This window comes from Euzebyella marina (genome assembly GCF_003687485.1).
Taxonomy (GTDB): Bacteria; Bacteroidota; Bacteroidia; order Flavobacteriales; family Flavobacteriaceae; genus Euzebyella; species Euzebyella marina.
Window position 1 is genome coordinate 2,003,802 of record NZ_CP032050.1, and the last position, 22,948, is coordinate 2,026,749.

The 22,948-nt window shown below is 40.2% G+C and carries 20 protein-coding genes; 15 read left to right on the plus strand and 5 right to left on the minus strand.

The genetic code is table 11. The annotated features are described in order from the left end of the window. Positions 1–15 precede the first annotated feature (15 nt). From D1013_RS08355 to D1013_RS08405, 10 genes are all read left to right on the plus strand, one after another. Complete coding sequence (locus tag D1013_RS08355; RefSeq protein ID WP_205601283.1) at positions 16–1,272, plus strand: FG-GAP repeat domain-containing protein; 1,257 nt, start codon at positions 16–18, stop codon at positions 1,270–1,272. A gap of 20 nt (positions 1,273–1,292) precedes the next feature. Continuing rightward, positions 1,293–2,093, plus strand: a complete 801-nt coding sequence (locus D1013_RS08360) for a 3-keto-disaccharide hydrolase (protein ID WP_225621512.1) — start codon at positions 1,293–1,295, stop codon at positions 2,091–2,093. Between the two features lie 32 nt (positions 2,094–2,125). Continuing rightward, positions 2,126–3,193, plus strand: a complete 1,068-nt coding sequence (locus tag D1013_RS08365; protein ID WP_121848398.1) for an aldose 1-epimerase family protein — start codon at positions 2,126–2,128, stop codon at positions 3,191–3,193. Between the two features lie 27 nt (positions 3,194–3,220). Beyond that, on the plus strand, positions 3,221–4,432 hold the full coding sequence (locus tag D1013_RS08370; RefSeq protein ID WP_121848399.1) for a class I mannose-6-phosphate isomerase: 1,212 nt from the start codon (positions 3,221–3,223) through the stop codon (positions 4,430–4,432). A gap of 35 nt (positions 4,433–4,467) precedes the next feature. Then, entirely contained in the window at positions 4,468–5,493 is a 1,026-nt protein-coding gene (locus tag D1013_RS08375; RefSeq protein WP_121848400.1) for a sugar phosphate isomerase/epimerase family protein, read from the plus strand. A gap of 29 nt (positions 5,494–5,522) precedes the next feature. After that, on the plus strand, positions 5,523–6,329 hold the full coding sequence (locus D1013_RS08380) for an alpha/beta fold hydrolase (protein WP_121848401.1): 807 nt from the start codon (positions 5,523–5,525) through the stop codon (positions 6,327–6,329). An 18-nt stretch (positions 6,330–6,347) separates the two neighbouring features. Beyond that, positions 6,348–7,160, plus strand: a complete 813-nt coding sequence (locus D1013_RS08385; protein ID WP_121848402.1) for a sugar phosphate isomerase/epimerase family protein — start codon at positions 6,348–6,350, stop codon at positions 7,158–7,160. 40 nt (positions 7,161–7,200) lie between these two features. Next, positions 7,201–8,349, plus strand: a complete 1,149-nt coding sequence (locus D1013_RS08390) for a Gfo/Idh/MocA family protein (protein ID WP_121848403.1) — start codon at positions 7,201–7,203, stop codon at positions 8,347–8,349. A 476-nt stretch (positions 8,350–8,825) separates the two neighbouring features. Further along, positions 8,826–9,092: a hypothetical protein gene (locus D1013_RS08400; RefSeq protein WP_121848405.1), complete on the plus strand. Its 267-nt coding sequence runs from the start codon at positions 8,826–8,828 to the stop codon at positions 9,090–9,092. A gap of 402 nt (positions 9,093–9,494) precedes the next feature. Next, a complete protein-coding gene (locus tag D1013_RS08405; protein ID WP_121848406.1) occupies positions 9,495–10,541 on the plus strand; it encodes a lipid II:glycine glycyltransferase FemX in 1,047 nt (348 codons plus the stop codon). Between the two features lie 55 nt (positions 10,542–10,596). Here the strand turns inward: D1013_RS08405 and D1013_RS08410 are convergent, their stop codons facing one another. Beyond that, positions 10,597–11,205: an NAD(P)H-dependent oxidoreductase gene (locus D1013_RS08410; RefSeq protein ID WP_121848407.1), complete on the minus strand. Its 609-nt coding sequence runs from the start codon at positions 11,203–11,205 to the stop codon at positions 10,597–10,599. 93 nt (positions 11,206–11,298) lie between these two features. On the opposite strand from D1013_RS08410, the gene D1013_RS08415 reads away from it, so the two are divergent. Further along, positions 11,299–12,207 carry a LysR family transcriptional regulator gene (locus D1013_RS08415; RefSeq protein WP_121848408.1) on the plus strand — a complete coding sequence of 303 codons (909 nt, stop codon included), beginning with the start codon at positions 11,299–11,301 and terminating at the stop codon, positions 12,205–12,207. 133 nt (positions 12,208–12,340) lie between these two features. Here D1013_RS08415 and D1013_RS08420 read toward each other — a convergent pair whose 3' ends face one another. Genes D1013_RS08420 through D1013_RS08435 form a run of 4 tightly spaced genes read right to left on the minus strand, consistent with a single transcriptional unit; the run spans position 12,341 to position 17,437 of the window. Continuing rightward, positions 12,341–13,738, minus strand: a complete 1,398-nt coding sequence (locus D1013_RS08420; protein WP_121848409.1) for a TolC family protein — start codon at positions 13,736–13,738, stop codon at positions 12,341–12,343. After that, entirely contained in the window at positions 13,738–15,087 is a 1,350-nt protein-coding gene (locus D1013_RS08425) for an HlyD family secretion protein (RefSeq protein WP_121848410.1), read from the minus strand. Before D1013_RS08425 ends, D1013_RS08420 begins: the two co-directional genes overlap by 1 nt. A gap of 6 nt (positions 15,088–15,093) precedes the next feature. Continuing rightward, positions 15,094–16,758, minus strand: a complete 1,665-nt coding sequence (locus D1013_RS08430) for a peptidase domain-containing ABC transporter (RefSeq protein ID WP_121848411.1) — start codon at positions 16,756–16,758, stop codon at positions 15,094–15,096. 4 nt (positions 16,759–16,762) lie between these two features. Beyond that, positions 16,763–17,437 carry a TetR/AcrR family transcriptional regulator gene (locus tag D1013_RS08435; RefSeq protein ID WP_121850664.1) on the minus strand — a complete coding sequence of 225 codons (675 nt, stop codon included), beginning with the start codon at positions 17,435–17,437 and terminating at the stop codon, positions 16,763–16,765. A gap of 487 nt (positions 17,438–17,924) precedes the next feature. On the opposite strand from D1013_RS08435, the gene D1013_RS08440 reads away from it, so the two are divergent. The 4 genes from D1013_RS08440 to D1013_RS08455 all read left to right on the plus strand — a co-directional run bounded on the left by D1013_RS08440 (position 17,925) and on the right by D1013_RS08455 (position 22,524). Further along, positions 17,925–18,509, plus strand: a complete 585-nt coding sequence (locus D1013_RS08440) for a Crp/Fnr family transcriptional regulator (protein WP_121848412.1) — start codon at positions 17,925–17,927, stop codon at positions 18,507–18,509. Between the two features lie 79 nt (positions 18,510–18,588). Continuing rightward, positions 18,589–19,461, plus strand: coding sequence for a helix-turn-helix domain-containing protein (locus D1013_RS08445; RefSeq protein ID WP_121848413.1), 873 nt, complete (start codon positions 18,589–18,591; stop codon positions 19,459–19,461). An 87-nt stretch (positions 19,462–19,548) separates the two neighbouring features. Next, positions 19,549–21,687, plus strand: coding sequence for an outer membrane protein assembly factor BamB family protein (locus tag D1013_RS08450; protein WP_121848414.1), 2,139 nt, complete (start codon positions 19,549–19,551; stop codon positions 21,685–21,687). Between the two features lie 144 nt (positions 21,688–21,831). After that, a complete protein-coding gene (locus D1013_RS08455; RefSeq protein WP_225621513.1) occupies positions 21,832–22,524 on the plus strand; it encodes a 3-keto-disaccharide hydrolase in 693 nt (230 codons plus the stop codon). The last annotated feature ends 424 nt before the right edge of the window (positions 22,525–22,948 follow it).

The window sequence follows — 22,948 nt, forward strand, 5'->3', positions numbered from 1 at the left end:
GAATTGCCTTTTGCAATGAGCATGATTGGATTTGAAAATTTTTCTGAAAATCTGATAATCAGTATTAAAAGTAGGCTAAAACCTGTATGCTCGCCATACAGGTTTTATGCCATATTTCCGGGTCTAGTATTGTGCTCGGCCCCCATATGGTGTCAAAAAGAACCGGTTACGGAACCAGTACTTCCTCAGACCATCGTATTTGAAAAGAAGCAAATTGCTACTGAGAGTTATGAATCGGTGGGGGTTTTCGATGTCAATAATGACGGGGCCTTAGATATTGTTTCAGGAGCTTTCTGGTATGAAGGGCCTTTATTTGCCAAACGGCACTCCGTGGGTGGGCCTAAGCGATTTGGTGAATATTACGATCATTTTTCAACCATTCCTTTTGATGTTAATTCAGATGGAAAGACGGATTTTATTACGGGCGGCTGGTTCGAGAAGAAATTGGTCTGGAAGGAAAACAACGGATCAGAAGAATGGCCTGAACATTTAATTGCCGAAGTGGGTAATATTGAATCTACCCGAGCTTGGGATATGAATGGCGACGGCGTGTTAGAAATAGTTCCCAACACACCCAATGATGCTTTGCGTATAGTTTTCTGGCAGAACGGAAAATTCGAAGTAAAGACCATTGCTGAAAAGCAAGGTCACGGTTTGGGTTATGGAGACCTGAATGGCGATGGTAGAGGTGACATTGTTGTTCCGCACGGCTGGCTAGAAGCGCCCGAAGATATTTTCAATGAAGAGTGGGTTTTGCATGAAGAATTTCAATTAGGTACTACCAGTGTACCCATGTTGGTTACAGATGTGAACGGTGACGGTCTTAATGATTTGATAGTGGGGCAGGGGCATGGTTATGGTTTGCATTGGTATGAACAATCTATAGGTAATAAAAAGAAAGGTTCAAGAGAGTGGTCAAAACATCCAATTGACCCTTTCAATTCCCAATACCACACTATGGAAATGGCCGACCTTGATGGTGACGGTGTCGAAGAACTCGTTACTGGCAAGCGTTACAAGGCACATAACGGTAACGACCCTGGAGGTTATGACCCCATTGGGCTGTATTACTTTCGTTGGAACGGCGAGAGTTTCAGTAAACAGGTAATCGATTTCGGGGTTTATGGCGAAGGAAAAGGTACGGGTGTCTCTTTTGAGGTAATCGACCTCAATGAAGATGGGCGACCAGATATTGTGGTTCCCGGCAAAGATGGTCTAACGGTGTATTTCAACAAAGAGCTTAACAACGAACTAAAAGAACAAAAACACTAAAGAAATAAAAGATGAAAAAAATGAATATTAGACTTGGTCTTTATATGCTGTTGGCGGCATTGGCCATTCAGTCTTGTAAAGAAACAAAGAAAGAAAAAGAAACGGTTGTTGAAGAAGAAACGACCGAAGTGAAAGCTGACAAAGATGGTTTTGTACAGATTTTTGATGGCGAAACTTTAGAAGGATGGGAGGGTGACCCAACTTATTGGAGCGTACAAGATGGTAGCTTGGTCGGTCAAGTGACTCCTGAAACCCTATTAGAAAATAACACATTTATTGTTTGGCAAGGCGGACAACCGTCAGATTTCGAATTGAAGCTTGAATTCAAAATTGCCGATTCGGGAAACAGCGGAATCAATTATAGAAGTGATAAGATAGATACGATACCTCATGCCCTTCGAGGCTATCAGGCCGATATAGATGGCAAAATTCGGTACACCGGGCAAAACTATGAGGAAAAGAAAAGGGCCACTTTAGCGTATCGTGGTGAAAAAGTCATTATCAACACACAAGACAATCCTGATGAGCCAGGATCACTTAGCGCCAATGTGCAGCGCAATTGTTGGCAAAGTAGGGAAGTGGTAGATTCTTTAGGAGAATCAGACTCGCTAAAAACAAAAATCAAGCATGAAGATTGGAACGAAGTACACCTGGTCATCAATGGAAACCACTTGCAGCATTACGTAAATGGCATCCTTATGAGCGATGTGACCGATGAAGATGCCGTTAACAGAAAAGACGCGGGTCACTTAGGTGTGCAAGTTCATGTCGGTCCTCCAATGAAAGTAGAGTACAGAAATATAAGAATCAAAGAACTTTAATCATTGGGTGCTCCAAATTGTGAGATAGATTTATGATAGAATCGGCATATATAGCACAGGCAAAAGGAAAAGTGGGTAATGTTGCCCAGATGGGCGGAATTGAAACTTCGGTTCTGGACAATGGTCTGGGAAGAGGATCACGCATCGCTTGGATCAACACGGGTACCGGTCTACGTTATAAGGTGCTTCTTGATCGAGCGATGGATGTTGCCGATGCTTTTTACAACCAATATAGTCTTGCATGGTTGAGTCATGCTGGCGTATTGCCGCCTGATCGATTTTCGGACCACGGTATCGGTTGGCTAAGAAATTTTGTAGGAGGTCTGGTCACCACCTGTGGACTTTCACATGTGGGCGGCCCTGAAGAAGATGAAAATGGGCATAGAGGGGTGCACGGTCGAATCAGTAATACCCCGGCCGAAGTAATTTCAATCGTTCAGCCCGACCCTGCAAATGGTGAGTTAGAAATGAGTATTACAGGGGTTATAAAAGAAACGCAAGTTTTTGGCCCTTCATTAGAGTTGAGAAGAACCATCTCTGGAAGATTGGGTGAAGCCAAAATCAACATTCAAGATGAGGTGGTCAATAGGGGCAATAGTAGAGTTCCGCACATGCTATTATACCATGTCAACTTTGGTTGGCCTTTGGTTGATGAGGGTACGAAATTGCTTTGGAATGGTGATTGGAAATCGCCTAACCCAGACACCGATAAGAAAGTATTTAAAGATGGTAACGATTTTAGGGTCTGTCCCCCACCATTGAAAGCCCATTCCGGTACAGGTGAAGATGTTGCTTTTATTGATATCAAGGCTGATGATGCTGGGGTCTCCCGATGCGGAATTTATAATGAACAACTGAATTTACTGGTGGGGCTTCAATTTCAGAAAGAACAATTACCATGGCTGGTCAATTGGCAACATTGGGGAGAAAACGAGTACGTGACGGCCATGGAGCCGGCCACCAATCCGCCGATAGGCCAAAAAAAGGCCAGAGAAGAAGGAAGCTTGATTTATTTGGAGCCCAATGAAAGAAAAATGTATGATTTGCAAATAGAGGTTTTGCAAGAAAAAGAAATAGAAAAATTTATTAATTCAATTTAAACTAAACCTTTTTAAACAGAGAGTAATATGGCAACATTGGCTGAAAAAGCACTGGAACAAGGCAAGGGAATTTTGCGCTTGACGCCAACTTGGGTACCAAGATCATTTTGTGTTCCCGGAAGAAGAATAAAACTTCACCCAGACGATTATTATGTGTTAGGCGGTGAACGCGGGGGTATCGATGAGCGTTGGTTCTCTTCTACCACACCAGCCGAAAATGGCCCACTGACAGGAAAGAATGAAGGTTTGAGCCACGTTGTTCTTGAAGATGGGGGCGAAGAGGTTCAAATACTCTTAAAAGATGTAATCGACGAACTAAAAGGAGAAATTATAGGTGACAGGCTTTGGAACGAATATAAAAGCTGGCCTATGTACTCAAAATTCTTTGATAACATGGGTCCTTTACCGCATCACATTCATCACAATGATGAGCATGCGGCCAAAGTTGGCCAAAAGGGAAAACCGGAAGCGTATTATTTTCCTCCGCAAGTGAACAACCATGGTGGTGATTTTCCCTATACCTTTTTTGGAATAACCCCCGGTACGACCAAAGAGCAGATCAAAGAGTGCTTGAAAAATTTTACCAAAGGTGATAATAAGATTACCAATTACTCTTCGGCATTTAGGTTAGAGCCTGGTACCGGTTGGGATGTACCTCCGGGAATGCTTCATGCCCCAGGTAGTATGTGTACTTATGAGCCACAAAAGGCCTCCGACGTTTTTGCTATGTACCAGTCATTGGTGAACGAAGCCATTATACCGGAGGAATTATTGTGGAAAGGTACACCTGAAGATCGTAAAGGAGATTATGACCAACTAATGGAAGTAATCGATTGGGAGCTCAACACAGACCCCAATATGCTTGAAACTAGGTTTATGGCTCCTGTTCCGGTAGAACCTCTTGAAGAAATGGAAGCTAAAGGTTATATTGATAAATGGATCTGTTATCGATCCGATGCTTTTAGTGCCAAAGAATTGACCATACTCCCAGGTCAAACGGTAACCATCAAAGATAGTGCCTGTTATGGTATGATCATGATGCAGGGCCACGGTAAAATGGGTGTTTGGGATATTGAAACTCCTTCATTAATCCGTTATGGGCAATTGACCCATGATGAGTACTTCGTAACAGAGAGTGCCGCAAAGGAGGGTATTATCATTACGAATGAGAGCGCTACAGACCCGATTGTGATGTTAAAGCATTTTGGTCCTGAAAATCCTGATTTACAACTCGACTAAAAGAAAATTAAGTAGAACACTAAAATATAGAGAAGATGAGTAATACTTTTCCAAAACTACATAACGCCACATGGCCGGGAATTGTGGGTAAAGGTCCAGATTCGCAACCGGTCATTCCTTTTGATACAATGCTTGAAATGACTGCCGCGGCAGAAGTTGACGGTAACAAATTTGACGGTGTCGATATCGGTCTGTTAGATCCGCATATCAATATCGATATGGGCGATGATGACATAAAAAGATTGGCCGATAAAATTGCGGGCCATGGTTTGAACGTAGGTAGTTTGGTAGCTCCTATTTGGGGAGGGCCGACACTAGGTTCTGATGAAGATAGAAAAACCTTTGTAGAAATGGTTCGCAAATCTTGTCATTTCGGAAAGGTTTTAAGAGAGCATGGGGTACGCCAGTATGGTGTTATTCGAATTGACTCTGCTTCCGGCCCCGAGCAATGGGCGCAAGATCCTGCCAAAAACACCAAGTTGGTGGCCGATACTTTTAGGGCTGCTTGTGACGTCGCTGCCGACTATGATGAAAAGTTGGCTGCCGAAGGCGAGATTTGTTGGGGCGGTATGCACAGCTGGAAAACGATGGTAGAGACCCTAGAGGCCGTCGATCGGCCGAACATCGGTTTTCAAGCCGATATGTCGCACACATTATTATATCTACTGGGTTATAACGCACCTGAGCATCGAATTTTACCAAAAGATTTTGATTGGTCTGACCGTGCTACCTTGGAAAATGGACTGAAGACCGTAACCGATGCCCTAAGACCATGGACCATCGATTTTCATGTGGCCCAAAACGATGGTACCGTTCATGGTACAGGATCTCATGATAAAACTGGTAGACACTGTTTGGCCACTGATCCAAATGGTAAGTTGGATGTCGCAAAAGATGCCGGTTATTGGTTGCGCGATGGCAGTGGAAACCTGACCAAAGCTTTTCAGCATATCTGTTGGGACGGATGTATGTTCGATAACGACGTCATGATGAAACAGCAGACCTGGAACGATATTCTTGCCAAATTAGTAGAGGTGCGCGATATGCACGGATGGAGCTAAGCTGAAACACTAATAAAATCGAATCAATAATGCCCTATACGACCGTCAACGGAATCAGGCTACATTATCAAGAAAGAGGAAAAGGTAAACCCCTTTTGCTCATCATGGGCATAACTGCAGACCATTCGGTTTGGGAAAAGCATGTCTCTTTTTGGGAAAAGAACTACCGCTGTATTCTTTTTGATAATAGGGGAGTAGGCCTCTCCGACAAACCTGAAGGAGCATACACTACTGCTCAAATGGCCGATGATTCTGCAGGGTTGCTAAAAGCCTTGAATATAGAAAATGCAGCAGTGGTGGGTGTTTCAATGGGGGGTGCTATCGCCTTGCAAGTGGCTATTAGACACCCTCAAATGGTTGAAGCAATGGTTTTAATGTGCCCTTGGGCAAGCTGTGACCGCAAAGCAAAAGCGATTTTTACCCACATGATGCATGCCAAGGCCCATTTGCGGCCTGAACAGTTTTCAAACTTCATTCAGTTACTGATTTTCCATAAATCTACTTGGGATGATGATCAAGAATACGAGGGCCTCATGCAAGGCCAGAAAGAGGCTGCTTTTGCTCAAGTGCAGCAACCACTGCATGGTTTAGAAGGGCAAGCGTATGCTTGTATGTCTCATGAGGTGGTTGACCAATTACCGGATATTAAAGTTCCTGCTTTGGTTATTGGTGGTAAAGAAGATCAGTTTACTCCTGAATGGATGGCCAAAGAGGTGGCTAGCGGTATACCAAACAGTGAACTGCACCTATATGAAGACGCGGGCCATGCCTTCCATTGGGAAAAAATTGATGATTTCAATACCCGAGTACTGAATTGGTTGAATATGAATTATTGATTGGGAAAAGAATAGAAAATGGGAAAAATAAAAATAGGATGTGAAACGTACACTTGGGCCATGTCCGGTGATGCTTATAAAAATAAATTGGAGCATATTCTAGGTGTAATGTCCAAGGCCGGTTTTAAAAGCATAGAGCCCGACACGGGTTTTATGAACGGTTTTACAGACCCCCGGGTGTTCAAAGAGGCACTGGATAAAAATAATATCGAACTATCGGTTCTATGTCATGTAGAAGATTGGAGAAATCCTAAGGAGACCGCTGAAGAAAAGCGCAATGCCGATCAGTGGATCGAATTCATGAATTATTTTCCGGAGGCGATTTTGCTTTTGGTTCAAATGCCCGGTGGCGACCGTGAAAATCTGGTAGAACGCCAGCAGAACCTTTTGAGTTGTGTGAACGAGATAGCCACCAGGGCCGCAGGTGAGGGAATTACCTGTTCTTATCACCCCAACTCCCCTATGGGCTCCATTTACCGAACTGAAGAAGATTATAAGATTTTGCTCAATGGGTTGGATAGTAAGGTGATTAAATACACCCCGGATGTGGGTCACATGGCAAAAGGTGGAATGGACCCCCTTAAGGTCATTAAAGAATATAGAGATATAGTCAACTGTGTACACTACAAAGACATGTTCGAGAACGGTAAGTGGGCGCAAATGGGTGAAGGCATTATCGATTTTGAGGGCATCACCAAATACCTAAAAGAGAGCGGTTTTGAAGGTTGGATCATTGTTGAAGATGAATGTGATGAGGCCATCGTAAACCCTGATGGGGTGACCGCTAAAGACGGTATTTATATCGAGGAAGTTTTACGACCTCTCTTGTAAATGAATTTTAACTACAACTTAAATTAAAAACTAAAGAATAATGGCACAAAAGAAAGAACTGCGCATAGCGATGATAGGTACGGGCCTGATGGCCAGAACCCATAGTAACGGTTACAATCGTATTCGTGATTTTTTCCCTGAATTGGAATATAATCCCGTAATGAAAGTGGTATGCTCACGTACCGAATCTAAAGTAAAGGCCTTTGCCGAACAATGGGGTTACGAATCGTACGAAACAGATTGGAAAGAGGTAATCAAACGAGACGATGTTGATGCTATCGATATATGTACCCCAAACGATATGCACGCCGATATTGCCATAGCGGCCGCCGAGGCCGGTAAAATGGTGCTGTGTGAAAAGCCATTGGCCCGCACGGTAGAAGAGGCACAACCTATGGTCGATGCCATTGAAAAAGCCGGAGTGCCAAATACGGTTTTCTATAACTATCGCAGAATTCCTGCAGTTACGTTGATAAAGAATATTATCGATTCAGGAAAATTGGGTAAGATTTTTCACTACAGGGCCAATTTCTTGCAAGATTGGACTATCAGTCCTGATTTGCCACAGGGGGGCGAAGCGCTTTGGCGTTTAGATGTAGATGCTGCGGGTTCAGGGGTAACAGGTGATTTATTGGCACATTGTATTGATGGGGCCATGTGGTTGAACGGACCTATTAAAGATGTATCGGCGGTTACCGAAACATTCATTAAAGAAAGGGTACACCAAGGTACGGGTGAAAAGCAGAAGGTCGGTATTGATGATGCCTGTATCTTTCACTGTCATTTCGAAAACGGTTCACTGGGGCTTTTTGAGGCTACACGGTATGCCCGTGGCCATAAAGCGTTATATACGTTGGAGATTAACGGAGAGCATGCCTCTTTAAGATGGGATCTTCACAATATGAATTACTTGGAAATGTTCGACCATGCAGACGAGGGAATCGTTCGCGGATGGAAAAAAATATTGATAACCGATGGCGACCAACCCTATATGGATCGTTGGTGGATTCCTGGAACTTCTATTGGTTATGAGCATTCTTTCGTTCATCAGGTGGCCGACTTCTTGAAAAGTCTACAAGAAGGAAAGCCTTGTGAGCCTACCTTTAAAAATGCCATGATGACCCAAAAAGTTTGTGAAGCGGTTATCAATTCTGCCAACTCGAAAAGCTGGCAAGATACCGGTCTTTAAAAGACCAAACTAACTTAAAGTAAAATCCCGACCTGATAACGATTATTTCGTATTTGGGTCGGGATTTCTATGTTTAGGTTGGCGGGTTAGAATGGGTAATGAGATAGGTTTGGAAGTTTGCAAAGGCGAATTTATATTGGAAAAAAAGGGACAAAAAACAACATTCGTCCCTTTCAATTAAACTAACTCAAACAACTCAAAAGGGTATCACTCCTTTCAAGTACTATATTACTTCAAAATGGAAGAAATACCATCCTGTACTGTACTGCTTGAAAGGGTCTTTTGGCGTTAAAAGGAAGTAAAATTTTTGTAGTTGTGTCGGATCTTTAAAAATCACCTTGAGTAATAGCAATTTGATGTAGCTCTTGTCTTGACCTCTTAAATAGAAATTCAGTATTAGGTTAAGAACTTCAGGCTGTTTGTAGATACAATGGGCTAGCATATTTTGCGTTAATTGTAGAGTAGTGCAACTCAAAATGAACAAAACTTTCAGAATTTTAATAATGTTGACCCTGATATTTGTTGGGGTAATTCTAGGTGGTATTCTTGGCTTTTATGGTCTTTTTTGGATTTGTCAATATTTAGATGGGCAAGAGGCCGAAAGAGCGGCCAGCGGAGGAGGGTATGTCGCCGTTGGATGGATTTTCCTTTTTGTTACCATACCTTTTGGATCTTTAATTGGAGGGATTACAGGATTTTTTGGTTATAAAATACTCAAGGTTAAGTTCTTAAAAGCTACTTAATTTCAAATTTTAAACATTCTTTTTTGGCCTAATTTTTGATAAAATAGAGTGTTGAGAAACCATTTTATTTAGGACATTCATTCATTTTAGTATTGAATAAAAATCATTTTTTGGTTCGTTCATCGGTGTTTTTTGCATTAAAATCCATTTTAACATTGATAAATTCCTAAATCTGAAAAAAAAGACCTAAATTCAAGGCCAAACAGAATCCAAACCTTAACCACTATTTTGATGAATTACCTCCGATATCATACCTCGTATTTGAGTTCCTTGCACTTTCAAGAAAATTTATCTGCCAAAAGTTAGGCAGTGCCTTTTTTTAATATTTAGAGCTGCCCCAATACTTTCGGTCGACTACCGAAAGAAGTGAACATAATTAATTTAACCGGTACATGCTATCCTATGATAGAAACATTTACTGACAAAAAAGGGTGGAACCAAGTGATTGAAAGCATCGGCAAGTTTGACTTCTATCACACTTATGAGTACCACCGTCTTTTAGCAAAGAACAACGATATACCCGCGCTGATAAAGTATACAGAGGGGGACACGCTAATTGCCCTACCTTTGATTTTTCGAAAAATTTCTGGAACCGATTATTATGATGCTACTTCGGTTTACGGTTATGCTGGGCCTATTGAAAAAAGAGGGAGCTATTTTGAACAAAGTGCTTTCAAAAACGAATTACATCAATTTTTGTTCAAGCATAAGGTGATATCGGTCTTTTCAAGATTGCACCCTTATATAGATGGTCAGTCTCATACATTAAAAGATCTGGGGGAAATTTGCTTTCATAACTTGGTGGTGAATATCGATTTGACCCAAACGTTGGATGAACAGCGTTCAAGATTCAACAAAAGGCTTAAGACTTATATTAATAAGGCTAGAAGAGAGTGTGGCGTCATTGAAGCAACTACCACACAGCATATTCGGGAATTTGCTGCGATGTACAACGAAAACATGTTAAGGGTAGGGGCTGAGAAAACCTATTTTTTTGATGAGCAATACTTCATTGACCTTCTAAAAAAGGGAAAATTCAACACGCAACTCTTATTGGTGGTACATAATGAGACCGAAGAGATTATTTCGGGAGCTATTTTTGTAAAGACGCAAAACGTTGTACAATACCATCTTTCTGGTAGTAAAACTGATTACTTACATCTAAACCCTTTGAAACTGCTCATAGATGAGATGCGAATTATAGCCACCCAACAAGGTTATACGTATTTTAATTTGGGAGGAGGAAAATCTGGTAGTGAAGACTCACTTTTTTACTTTAAGTCAAGCTTTTCAAAAGATTTTCGACCGTTCTATTTATGGAAGTATGTGGTAAATAAAGAGGTTTATGAGCAACTTTCTAATAAGAGCTTCGATAGTACTTTGAAAACGAACGTCTTCAAAACTTGCGACTACTTTCCAGCCTATCGCAGTATGGCGCGAACCCTTTGATTTATAAACTTTTAGACAAAGTAGATATAAAAAACCACCGTGAGGTGGTTTTTATTTATTGTGCAATGAGCTCTTTTTTAAAATGATGATTTAAAAAAGACTTGTAGCGACTAAGTTCTTTGGGAACATCTGCATTTTTTTCCATGTCGTGAAAGTGTAAAGAGTCAAGATGTTCTAAACCAATAAACTGGTTCATTTTGTGAAAACCGAAAAGAACGCCTTTATCGACACTGGTCTGGTCGAAGAACTCACCTTTCCATTCAAAAGCTTCCTGTGGCGCGTTCCAGCTGGTGGTTAGTAAATATTTTCTGCCGTTCAGTTGGCCTCCTGTTCCATAATTAATAGCCGGATTTTTTCGGGTTCTACCATCGCTGTGGTATATGCCTTTCTGATGCCCTTCCGTAAGAACTTTATCAAGATATTCTTTGAATTTAAAGGGTATTTGAAACCACCAAACAGGCGTATGATAAATAATTACATCGGCCCATTTCAACTTTTCGACTTCTCCTAAAGTGTCATAAGCCTCATCTACCTGAGTGGTCTTAATTTCATACTCATCTAAACCATTAAAGTAATTGACATCTTCATTAAGAAGCGTTTTGTTAAATAGACCTGGTGAGTGTGCGAATTGATGTCCGCCATTGATTATAAGAATTCGTGTCATATCGATTTGTTTCTAATTTGAAGCAAAATTAACACGAGACTATTCATTATTAAAATAATATAAATTATACATTTGTATTATAAAAATAATAGTATGGTTAACTTAGAATGGTATCGCACTTTTGTCGCTATTTATGAAAACCATACCTTGACAAAGGCTGCCAAATCGTTATACACATCTCAACCTGGGGTGAGTTTGCATTTGAATGCTTTGGAGGCCTACGTGGGTCGAAAGCTCTTTGAGCGTACTTCTCGTAAAATGATACCTACCGAAGAGGGTAAGCAACTGTATAATTTTGTATTAGAACCGTTGGAAAAGCTTGGTAGGGCCGAGCAGCACTTTAAAAAAACTTCAAAAGAGCAGGTGCCTTCGGTACATATTGGTATGTGTACGGAAACTTTTCAAGCCATTCTTGAACCAGAAATCGCCCAGTTCAATTTCAATCTGGTGGCTAAATTCGGCAACCATCAAGATTTAATCAAAGATTTGAACAACGGTTTGTTAGATTTGGTCATTACCCCTCGCATCAACAACCGATCAACCTTGGTAGAGTACGAACCATTTTCAAAAGAGACCATCATTTTGGTGGCCGGTTCAAAAACAAAAATTCCAGAAATTGAAAGTGCTTTAGGTGATAAGCAAAAAGCCAAAATCGAAGAAACTTTAAAAAACAATACCTGGTATAGTGCCTCAAATGAAATGGAACATTTCATACGATTTTGGTTCGACAATTTTAAGAGAAGACCCGATTTTAAACCAAACTTTATTTTACCTAATATCAGTTCTATTATACGTAGTTTAAGTGGTAAAGAAGGTTTGGCTGTAGTTCCTGATTTTTTGGTTGAAAATGAGCTTGAGTCTAAGCAAATCAAGGTGATTTGGAAAGGTGATGTAACCGTCGATAATACGCTCTATTTTGCGACTCGAACCGATTTGCAGTTCAAGAAAGAAGTGGCGGTCATAAAATCTATCTTCAAAGATAAAATGGGAGGTAAACTTTAAAAACCTGTAGATTTCTTACTTATCAAAGGGGGATAATATAATTACCTAATCTACTCAGCACTTATTTTTGGTATGCTATTCTTAGAATTTACACGTATTTTTCTTGCGATGTAAGAACTAACAATAGCACTTTTTATAAATTCTGAGGTGCCTGACCAATAGAGTTGAACAGTTTGGCTTTGGCCGAATAGAATTTATTTTGAATTTCGTTACGTTTTAGGGTAGCATCGATTAATTTACTTTCTCTCGAATTGACTAAAAATAGCGAGCTTTCTCCCAACATGAATTTGCGCTCTTCGGCGGATAACATTCGTTCGTAATTATCGACCATATCGCCCATCAGTAGTTGCTGCGTTTCATAAGAATCTAACTCTTGATATAGCCCGACAATTTTATTCCGAATCTTTATTTCCGCATTATCATAATCTAATCGGGCGTACTGTAATTTTATTTTGGCCAATTTAAGGTCACCTCTTTCCTTTCTTAAAAACAACGGCAGACTGAATGAAAGACCTGCTTTATAAGCATCGTCTTGAAAAGAATTGATGTATTCCGGTGTTTCCGTCAAAAAGTTATACTCCAAATCGATTTTTGGTAGCAGCTTATTGGTTTTAAGTCGTTTATCTACTACCAAACTCTGAACTTTGAAATCTAAAGACCTTAGTTTCGGATGGTTTTCCATAGGAAAACTGTCGAGTGGTTTTCCGGCAATCTCCAACGTAGTGTCCACTATGCCATCTATTTGAATGTCGGGAACGACTTCAGGTTGCAGTTCGACCGGTACATTATCCAACCACAAAAAAGAAGAGAGCTCAAGTGATGCATGGATCAAACTAATTTTTGATTGTTCTAATCGAAGTTGCCTGTCCTGAACCGTTATCTTTGCCTCTACCGTGTCGATGGCGGCAAGTTCGCCAGAGAGTGCACTAGTTCTTATACTCTCAAAACGAATCTCGGCATTTGATAAAAACTGACTGAACGTTTGTTGGTCGCGATAGGCTTGAAGCCATTTAAAGTAGGCCATTGATGCCTCATAAAGTATTTGGTTGACCTGCAGGTCGCGATCTACCTTCGATTGCTCCCTAAAAATCTTGGCCTTTTTTAAAGTTGCCATTCTGTCGTTCATCCAAAGACCTTGACCGACGGACACGGTTACCCCGGCGCTGTATAGACCATCTTCAGGAACATTGTCCATAGGGTTTAAATACTCACCTTCGTTCTGGTCGTACTTGGCCTTAAAATCGATACCATACCATACCGGAATTTTAAAGGTTGAATTCAGCTTTTCGTAGTACTCCGTTCCCTTGAAAAGCTTTTTATTATAATCGACCTCAATTTTAGGATCAAATGCACCTCGTGATTTCATCAATTCGGCTTGTCCAGAGTCTATGGTGAGCTCGGCCTGTCTCGCTACGGGATGAAATTTTTTGACAAAGGCCAAATACTCATTGAACTTTAAGACGGTCTGGGGTTCTTGACCAGACATGCTGAAGGCGACTAAAAAGAATATAAAGAGAATTTTTATTCGCATTACTTTTTAGTTTTATCCGTTGCGTTGGCAGGTTGGTAATAGTTCGGTGGAAAACCACTTAACTGTCTCCAGATTTCGTACCATATCGGAACATCGTCAAGAAGTGCAATGGTATTGGCACCGGATCCTACCCTTAAATCTTTCGGCCAAGCCCTGTCTTCGGGGTCAGGAGCTAGCAACACCCTGTATTTGCCATTTTGACTGATGAAGGTTTCTACGGCAACCACTTTACCTCCAAAAGTACCGTATGAAGTATTGGGCCATCCGCTAAAAACAATAGCCGGCCATCCATCGAACAAAATACGTACCTCACCACCTACATGAATTAACGGTAAATCGATAGGGTCCACGTAGGTTTCCACACCAATATCAAAATCTGCCGGCATGATATTGACCAGTTGTTCACCCTCTTTAAAGGTTTCGCCGACACCTGACTTGATTGCTTTGTTGATGTAACCACTTTGAGGGGCCCTGATGTAATGAAGAGAGCTACGGATGTCGTAATTGGAATATTGATTTTCAAGTTTGCTGACCTGGGCCTCAGAATCGTATTGATTTGATTGGGCCGTATACATGTCACTCTCAGATTTAGCTATTTTATCGGCATAGGAAGCTCTGAGACGATTGATTTCCATTTCTGCATTGATAACTTCATTTTTAGAAGCCAGTAATTTATTTTCTTGTGAAATCAATTTGGCTTGGGTTTCTTGAAGTTTTAATCTTTTTTCCTCGACATCTTTCACAGCCTTCAACCCTTCTTCTTGCAATTGAACAACTCGATCGTATTGTCGCTCGGCAATGTCGATATTGGTTTGTGCAGCAATTAGGTCGATACTATCACTTTTCACCTTCAACCTTGATTGTGTCAACTTGTTCTTTGACTGTTCAAGTTTAAGTTCGCGCTCTTGCCTTAATGCCGAAATTTGCTGCCTCAAAGCATTTACTTTGCCTTGGTATGATTGTACCGATAGACTTTTTGCCTTGATTTGCTCTCCTGTACGTTCAACCAGTTTGGGATCCATGTATTCATTTTTCACTTCGGATATGAATAAGACGGTATCTCCCTTTTGAACATAATCACCTTCGTTCACGTACCATTTTTCAATTTTTCCAGGAATTGGCGATTGAATGGTTTGAGGTCTGTGCTCAGGGCTAAGGGTTGTCAAATAACCATTTCCGCGAACATTTTGTGTCCATGGTAGAAGCAAAACAATGATTCCGAAAATGGCCGATCCGAGAAGAAACCGGTTCAAATGCTTGTAATGCCTTTGGTGAAATACCCGCTCGGTCGATTTAAAGCCCGTCAAGTGTACTGTTTTGTTCAGTGGATTTTTAGATATATTGAGCATGGCTTTTTATTTTATCGATACAATTTTTCCTCTTTCCATGGTCACGACGGTCTGGCAGCGTTCTAACCATCTGTCGTCTTGACTGGCTACCACCAATGCCCATGGATTTTCTTTTTCGGTCAGGAAGTCCATAATCCGGGTAGCTTCCAACTTATCGAAAAGATTTAGAGGGTCTTTTAATAGCAATATTTTAGGTCTGCGAACGATACTTCTTGCCAAGACAATCTTTTTGGCCACGGTATGCGGTATTTGTTTCCCCTCGGGATAAATGATGGTCTTCAGACCTAAGGGTTGTTCTTTCACGAATTGTAAAAGCCCCACTTTGTCCAATGCCCAATGAAGGTCTTTTTGGGGGATGGTTTTATCACCGAAAGTGATATTTTCCCAAATGGTTCCCTCAAAAGGAGTCTCTTCAGTAAGCGACTGCCCTAAAAGTGCCCGGTAATGATTGTAATTGACTCCGTTTAGCGAAATATCGTTCACATAAATATTTCCTCCGGTCGGCTCGGTAATACCGGCAATCATGCGAAGCAAGGTCGATTTTCCGGCACCGTTCGGTCCGGTAATCATAATCGAACTGTGTGGTTCTATTTTTAGCGACATATCTTCCAATATGGTCTTTCCACCCGAAACACTTAAAGAAACATTATCCAACTCAACGGTCATATCTTCCGCAGGGTTGATAGGTTGGTCACCGTCTTGATCTTCAAGGTCTTTATCGACCACTTGCCCCATTTTTTCTAAAGAGGTCAAAAGGTCATAAAACGTTTCAAGGCCCCTAATAAGCTTTTCCACAGAGGTGATTACCAAAAGAATAATGATTTCAGCCGCTACGAACTGCCCGATGTTCATTTCTTGATTAAGTACTAAAAGCCCCCCGATCAAAAGAAGACCCGCGGTAACCAAAACCTTGAAACCAATCATTTGAATAAACTGTAACAGCAAAACTCTAAAGTGGTTCTCACGTGCTTCAAGATAATCGGCAACCAAAAGGTCGTTTTTCGATACAGCATGCGCCGTTTTGCCCGATAATTTGAAGCTTACCAATGAACGGGCTACTTCTTGTATCCAATGGGCGACCTTATACTTGAGTTTAGACTCATCTAAGCTGGTGTCCATACCCTTTTGAGCGGTAAATTTGAATACCACATAAATCAATAAAATGAGCAATAGCCCGTAGATGATAAAGAAAGGATGGTAAAATGAGAGCAATATGAGACCGAATAGAATCTGAAGTATCGATGCCGGAAAGTCCAATAATATTTTTGACAAACCCTTCTGAACGTTTAGCGTATCAAAAAAACGATTGGCAAGTTCCGGGGGGTAATAATCTCTTAACTCGCTCATTTTTATTTTTGGAAACCTATAGGTAAAATCGAAGGACGATCGCACAAATATTTTTTGCTGAAGATTCTCAATAATACGTATCTGCATTATCTGTAAAAGCCCGCCAAAGGCCACGCCACCTGTTACCAAAACGACCAGAATGATCCAAGAGGTGCTTACTTTAGCACCTTGTATTAGGTTGATAATGGCCTGAATACCTACCGGGAGTGATAAATTGACCAGACCGGCAAAAATGGCATAATAAAAAGTTTGATAAACATCGCGCTTGTCTAATTTAAGAAGCCCGATGAGGCGCTGCCAAGCGGTAAGTACATTTTTGGCCATGCAATTATATGTTTAGTGATTTAAAGACCAAATCATCAAAAAATGAATTCGGACCCTGTTTTTCGCTGCAATTGGTCAATGAGGGAAAATGGCTTTTAAGAAAGCGTTGGTGCAAAGACCCTTCAAGAACATTGCTTGCCAAACTTTTAGGAAAAGGGTAACTCTCATCTACCTCTAATATCATTGAGCTCAGGCGATTGATCAATCTTTTGTAAATGGCGAAATAACCCTCTCGATTCTCGCTATCTACTTCTTTTGTCAAATATGATTTTGAATATTCGTTTACTACTATGTTGTTCAACTTCACCTCGTCTATATGCGAGTAAGTGGCGTCGAACTTTACGGGCCATGTAACGATCTTAATGGCTTTTTTTAGCTTTTCTTTCACGTTGGGCATGTTATTGGTGCCAAAAACCAACTGGCATTCTAACCAGCCCCAATGCCAAGAAGTAAGGTATAACAGCAACTTATGTTTGTTCTCAAAATACCGGTAAATTGAACTTTCGTTACTGGCTATTTTTACCCCTAGTTTTTTAAATGTAAAATGCTCAAAGCCGATTTCATCGATAAGCAATATGCTTTCTTTTACGATTCGTTTGCCTAAATCGCTCGTCTCGGGATCCTTTATGTACAGCCCTTCGTTGATTTGAATTTTTAAAGATTTTAAAAGATGGTCCATCATTTGTGTAGTTGAGAAGCGCAAAATTAATAGTAATACTATTATTAATTAAAAGTTTAACTTTTGTTTATGGATATTGTTTAAGTAAATGATTCGATGAATCTAGTTTTTGCCAAGTAGTTAAAATGGTGACATAATTCTTTGGGAAAGGCTGTTGTAATGAATTTTACTAGGAGATAAAGTTATTTAAGATGTTGATTTACAAGTGTTTTTGGAGTAGTATGCTACGGGGTGCTTCTGAGAGCCCATTACGAGGTTTTATCTTCTACTCTAGAAGGATTTCCATCATTTTTTGGGATATATGAGAAATGACCGCTAAACAAAATGATTTGATAAGGTTCATTTTTGAATATTAACTTGTGGGTATCACATTAGAAATATACCCTTAATTATGCCCTAAGAAGCTATTCAGTGTATCACTGCCTACCCGCACCGAAAATCTCATCTAACCGAATTTCTTTATCTTCAATAAAAGATTTTCCCGAAAATGAATGCTGAAGCCCTATTAGCCCATTTTGAGTCTTATTTACCCTTTGAGGAAGATGAAAAAAGTTTGATAAAAAGCAGAATTACGCATAAAGCGGTTAAAAGAAGGGAATTCATTCTGCAAACGGGCGAAGTCTGTAAATACTACACCTTTGTGGTAAAGGGCATATTAAGACTATTTGTTTTAGATGAAGAAGGTAAAGAACACAATATTCTCTTTGCCGGGGAGAATGAATGGATTTCGGATATTACGAGTTTTCATGCTACAAAGCCGGGAGTGTCCAATATACAGGCCTTAGAGTCTTCTGAAATTATTCAGATAGCCCAACAAGATCTCTATTTTCTTTATATAAACATTCAAAAGTTAGATAGAATCTTTAAGGTGATTACCGAGGAAAAATATGTTGAGCTACAGAACCGGGTGTTTCATACGATAAGCTCAACCGCTCATCAACGGTATTTGGCTTTTTTAGAGCAATACCCCAAATTGGCCTATAGATTACCCAACACCCAAATCGCTTCGTATTTGGGAATTACTCCTGAATTTTTAAGTATGATCAGGAAAGAGATGGTAAAGTCTGATTAGGGTAAGCCTGTTAAAAGTCGGTATAAATCAAATACACATGAGGGATTGAAAATAAGTTTGATTTTTATACTTTAACGGTATGAGCAAAACCAATTCTGCCCCGTCAACAAATTTTCTGAACAATTTAAAAAGAAAAGGAGCTATAGTGATAGAGATTCAACCTCATGCCAAAGGGTTTTTGAATTATTCTCGTAAAGGTTTTTATAAGATTGCTTTGGTAACGGGAAAAGCACTGATAAATCAAGCTCATGAAAAAATTCATCTTGATGGAACCTACCTGCGCTTTTCTACACCATATATTCCCTATTCTTCAGAAGTTCTTTCAGAAAAGTGGGAAGGTTATGCCTGTTACTTTTTGGAAGAATTTTTGTATCCCGGCCACCGGGTCAGCATTATGCAGAAAACCCCTTTGTTCAAAATCGGGGCAGCACCTGCTGTAAAGCTCACTATAGAACAAAAAGATAAAATTGCTTCTATTTTCCAAAATATGTTACATGAACAGTCAAGCACATACAAATTTAAGAATGATGTACTTAGGTCTCATATTAACTTATTGATTCATGAATCGATTAAAATAGATGACACCCTAAATTTTAAGCCTTATCAAAAAGCACCTATTAGAATTACATCGCGCTTTTTTGATTTACTGGAAGAACAGTTTCCTGTTGTAAGTCCATTAAAGCCTATAAAATTGGTCAGTGCCAGTGACTTTGCCGAGTGTATTTCTGTTCATGTTAATTACCTTAATAGAATGGTTAAGGATACAACAGGTAAAACGACGAGTCATCTCATCGCAGAACGGATTATTAAAGAAGCTGTTGCACTTTTGAAACAAACAGACTGGACAATTTCTGAAATAGCTCTTGCCTTAGGTTTTATTCAGTCAAATTATTTTAGTTCATTTTTTAAAAGGCACATAGGTCAAACTCCACAGGAATATAGAAGAGAATAGTTTTATTTTCAAAGTTCTTGGTTTGATTATTATATATATGGCTTATCATATCCATTTAATTTTGAAAATGACTTTAAAATTTAAATAATGGGCCACTCAAAAATCTATCTTACCATACTAACACTTACAACCGTATTTTTCTTGAGTTGTAACTCAAATCAAACCAGTAATTCAAAAGAACAGTGGTTCACTCATAGAGGAGACCTGGAAAGTTCAAATTATTCTGGGGCTGAACAGATAAAGGTTGATAATGTTAAAGACATAGAATTAGCTTGGTCTTTTAATATGAACGATATGCCAGATGGTTCTAGGGCTGGTTTAAGCCAATGTACCCCAATTGTTGTAAAAGGGGTGATGTACACGATGTCCGCAAAGGCCATTTTATATGCCCTTGATGCGGCCACCGGTAAGCAAATTTGGCAATTCGACCCTTTTAATGGCCAACAAGGCGGAGGTACCGTTCGTGGGGTTGCCTATTGGGAGAAAAATGGCGATAGTCGTATTCTATTCGGGGCGGGCCCTACATTGATAGCTGTTAATGCGGAAGATGGAAAACCTATTACCGACTTTGGTAAAAACGGAGCGGTTGATTTGCGAATAGGTCTGAGGGATGATCCTTCTGATCTGTTTACTGCCCTGACTTCTCCGGGGGTAATTTATGAAGACCTTTATATTGTAGGAGGTAGGTTAGAAGATCTTTATGGCTCTCCTCCCGGTTATATAAGAGCCTATAATGTAATCACCGGTGAGTTAACTTGGACATTTCATACCATACCTAAGCCGGGTGAGCCAGGTTATGAAACTTGGCCAAAAGAAGCCTACAAAACTGCTGGTGGTGCAAATAATTGGGCAGGAATGAGTGTAGATACTAAAAGAGGGTTGGTCTTCGCTTCTCTGGGTTCACCTTCTTATGATTTTTATGGGGCCGATAGATTGGGGCAAAATCTTTATGGTAATTGCGTCTTAGCCTTAGATGCAGCAACAGGAGATTATGTTTGGCACTACCAGACGGTGCATCACGATTTGTGGGACTATGACCTACCCGCACCACCTAACTTGGTTACCTTAAAAAAAGATGGAATAGATATAGATGCAGTGGCGCAGATTACTAAACAAGGGTTTGTTTTCGTATTGGATCGTGACACAGGCGAGCCCATTTTTCCCATAGAAGAAAAGTCGGTACCGGAATCATTTATGCCAGGGGAAAAAGCATGGCCCACACAACCCTTTCCAACAAGGCCTCTACCGTTTGCACGACAATATATGACGGTTGAAGATTTAAATGATGTCTCAGCTGAAAATAATCTAGCGCTTCAAAAACAGTTCGATTCACTTAGGTATGAGGGTATGTACACTCCGCCAGATTTAAAAGGAACCGTTATGATACCCGGTACCCGTGGTGGTGCCCAATGGGGCGGAGCGGCTTTTGATAAGGAAACCAATACCTTATATATCCGCTCTATGGATGTTGCCGAACTGATTACCATAGTAGAAAGAGACCCGGCAAAAATTAAGGCTACGTCAACCATTGAACAGGGTGGCAATTTGTATAAGAACTATTGTGCCGCTTGCCATGGCGCCAACCGTCAAGGTAATGGCGCGGTTTTTCCTGAACTAACCAACGTTAAATCAAGACTTTCAAAAGAAATAGCCAAAACAAAAATTACCGGGGGCGTTGGTCAAATGCCTGGCTTTTCTAGGGCTTTGACCGATGATGAAATTGAATCGTTATTGGCATTTTTATATGAGGAAGAAGACAGGGTAATTTCTGAAGAAGCGGCTTCCACTTCCCAAAATGACAAAATTGAATACTATAATATTTCTGGATACACTACTTGGATAGATCAAAGCGGTAACCCTGCCATAAAACCACCTTGGGGCACCCTACATTCTCTAGATTTATCAAGCGGGGAATATAACTGGCAAGTTCCTTTGGGAAATAATCCGGAATTGCAAAAAGATGGAGCACCATTAACAGGACTTGAGGGAAAATCAGGACCTATAGTCACTGCTGGCGGACTAATTTTTATTGGTGGGGCAGAAGATAAGCTGCTTAGAGCAATAGATAAATCTAACGGCCAAACTTTATGGGAATATGAGCTGCCTGCCATGGCAAATGCCACGGCTTGTACCTATGAAGTAGGTGGCAAACAATATGTTTCCATATCCGTTGGAGGAACAACGGAAAACCCTTCTGGTTCGGTGATGGCCTTTGCCTTAAAATAAAGTTGTTGAACCAAAGAAATTAAAAGCTAGTAAAGTTTTTATAAATCATTACAATTAAATAATTTAACATTCATGAATAGAAAATTTTATTTTTTGTCCGTTTTCTTCCTAGTTGTCGCGTCATGTAAAAATGATAAAAAGACTATGAATAATTCAGATACTGAAGTTATTGAAGAATCTAATATCATGCTGCCAAATATATTAACCGATGAAGAAAAATCGGAAGGGTGGTCTTTGTTATTTGACGGAGAGACTACCGAGGGTTGGCATTTGTATAATGATGTTGATGCTAAGCCAATTTGGGCAGCGATAGATGGTATACTTACTTGTGATCCTTTGAACGGTAATGGTGAGCATGGAGATTTGGTATCTGATCAATCCTACGAAAACTATGATTTTACCTTTGAATGGAAGATGACGGAAAGCGGTAACAGCGGTGTTTTTGTGAATGTTCATGAAAATGAAGAATTTGAAGAGGCCTGGTTTACCGGTCCGGAATATCAATTGTTGGATGCCAGTAATAAAGACTTTTCAATCGAAGAAAAGAGATCAGGTTGTCTTTATGGCTATGCTCCGCAATTAACCCCAACACCTACGAAAGCCGTTGGTGAGTGGAACACGGCTCGAATTATACAAGAAAATGGTAAAATAGAATTCTACTTGAATGGAAACCTTACGGCAAAAGCCGATTTTAATTCGCAAGAATGGAAAGATTATGTCGCCAATTCTGGCTTTAAGAACTTCCCTCATTTCGGTGCATCTACCAAGGGGCATATAACTTTGCAAGAATGGACATCCCCTGTTTGGTTTCGAAACCTAAAAATTAAAGAGCTGTAAATCCTGGTAAAGGCGACACCTACAAAGAACTAAAGGGCAATCAAAGCGATAAAATCGATGATTGCCTTTTTTATTTTCAAGAACTGTAGATGATATAAGTAAAACCGACTATGCATCACATTAGATGCAAATTCTTAAACTACTTTAAGGGCAGAAAGTATATGGGTGTCTCATTTTTGTAGCGAATTAAAAATGAAGCATTTCCATGAAATATTTACTTTCCATTCTCACACTTTTTTGTGGTGCGGTATTAACCCAAGCACAAACAATCAAACTAAAAAAACAATCTTTTGAGTTACATAATGTAACGGGGTCTATCATCAAATTTGAAGGTAATAAAGTCTTAAAAATCGAAAGGGACTAGAAGCTATTCCCTTTGATGAAAATAATATTGAAGCCACGGTAGATGAACCCCACTATGCGC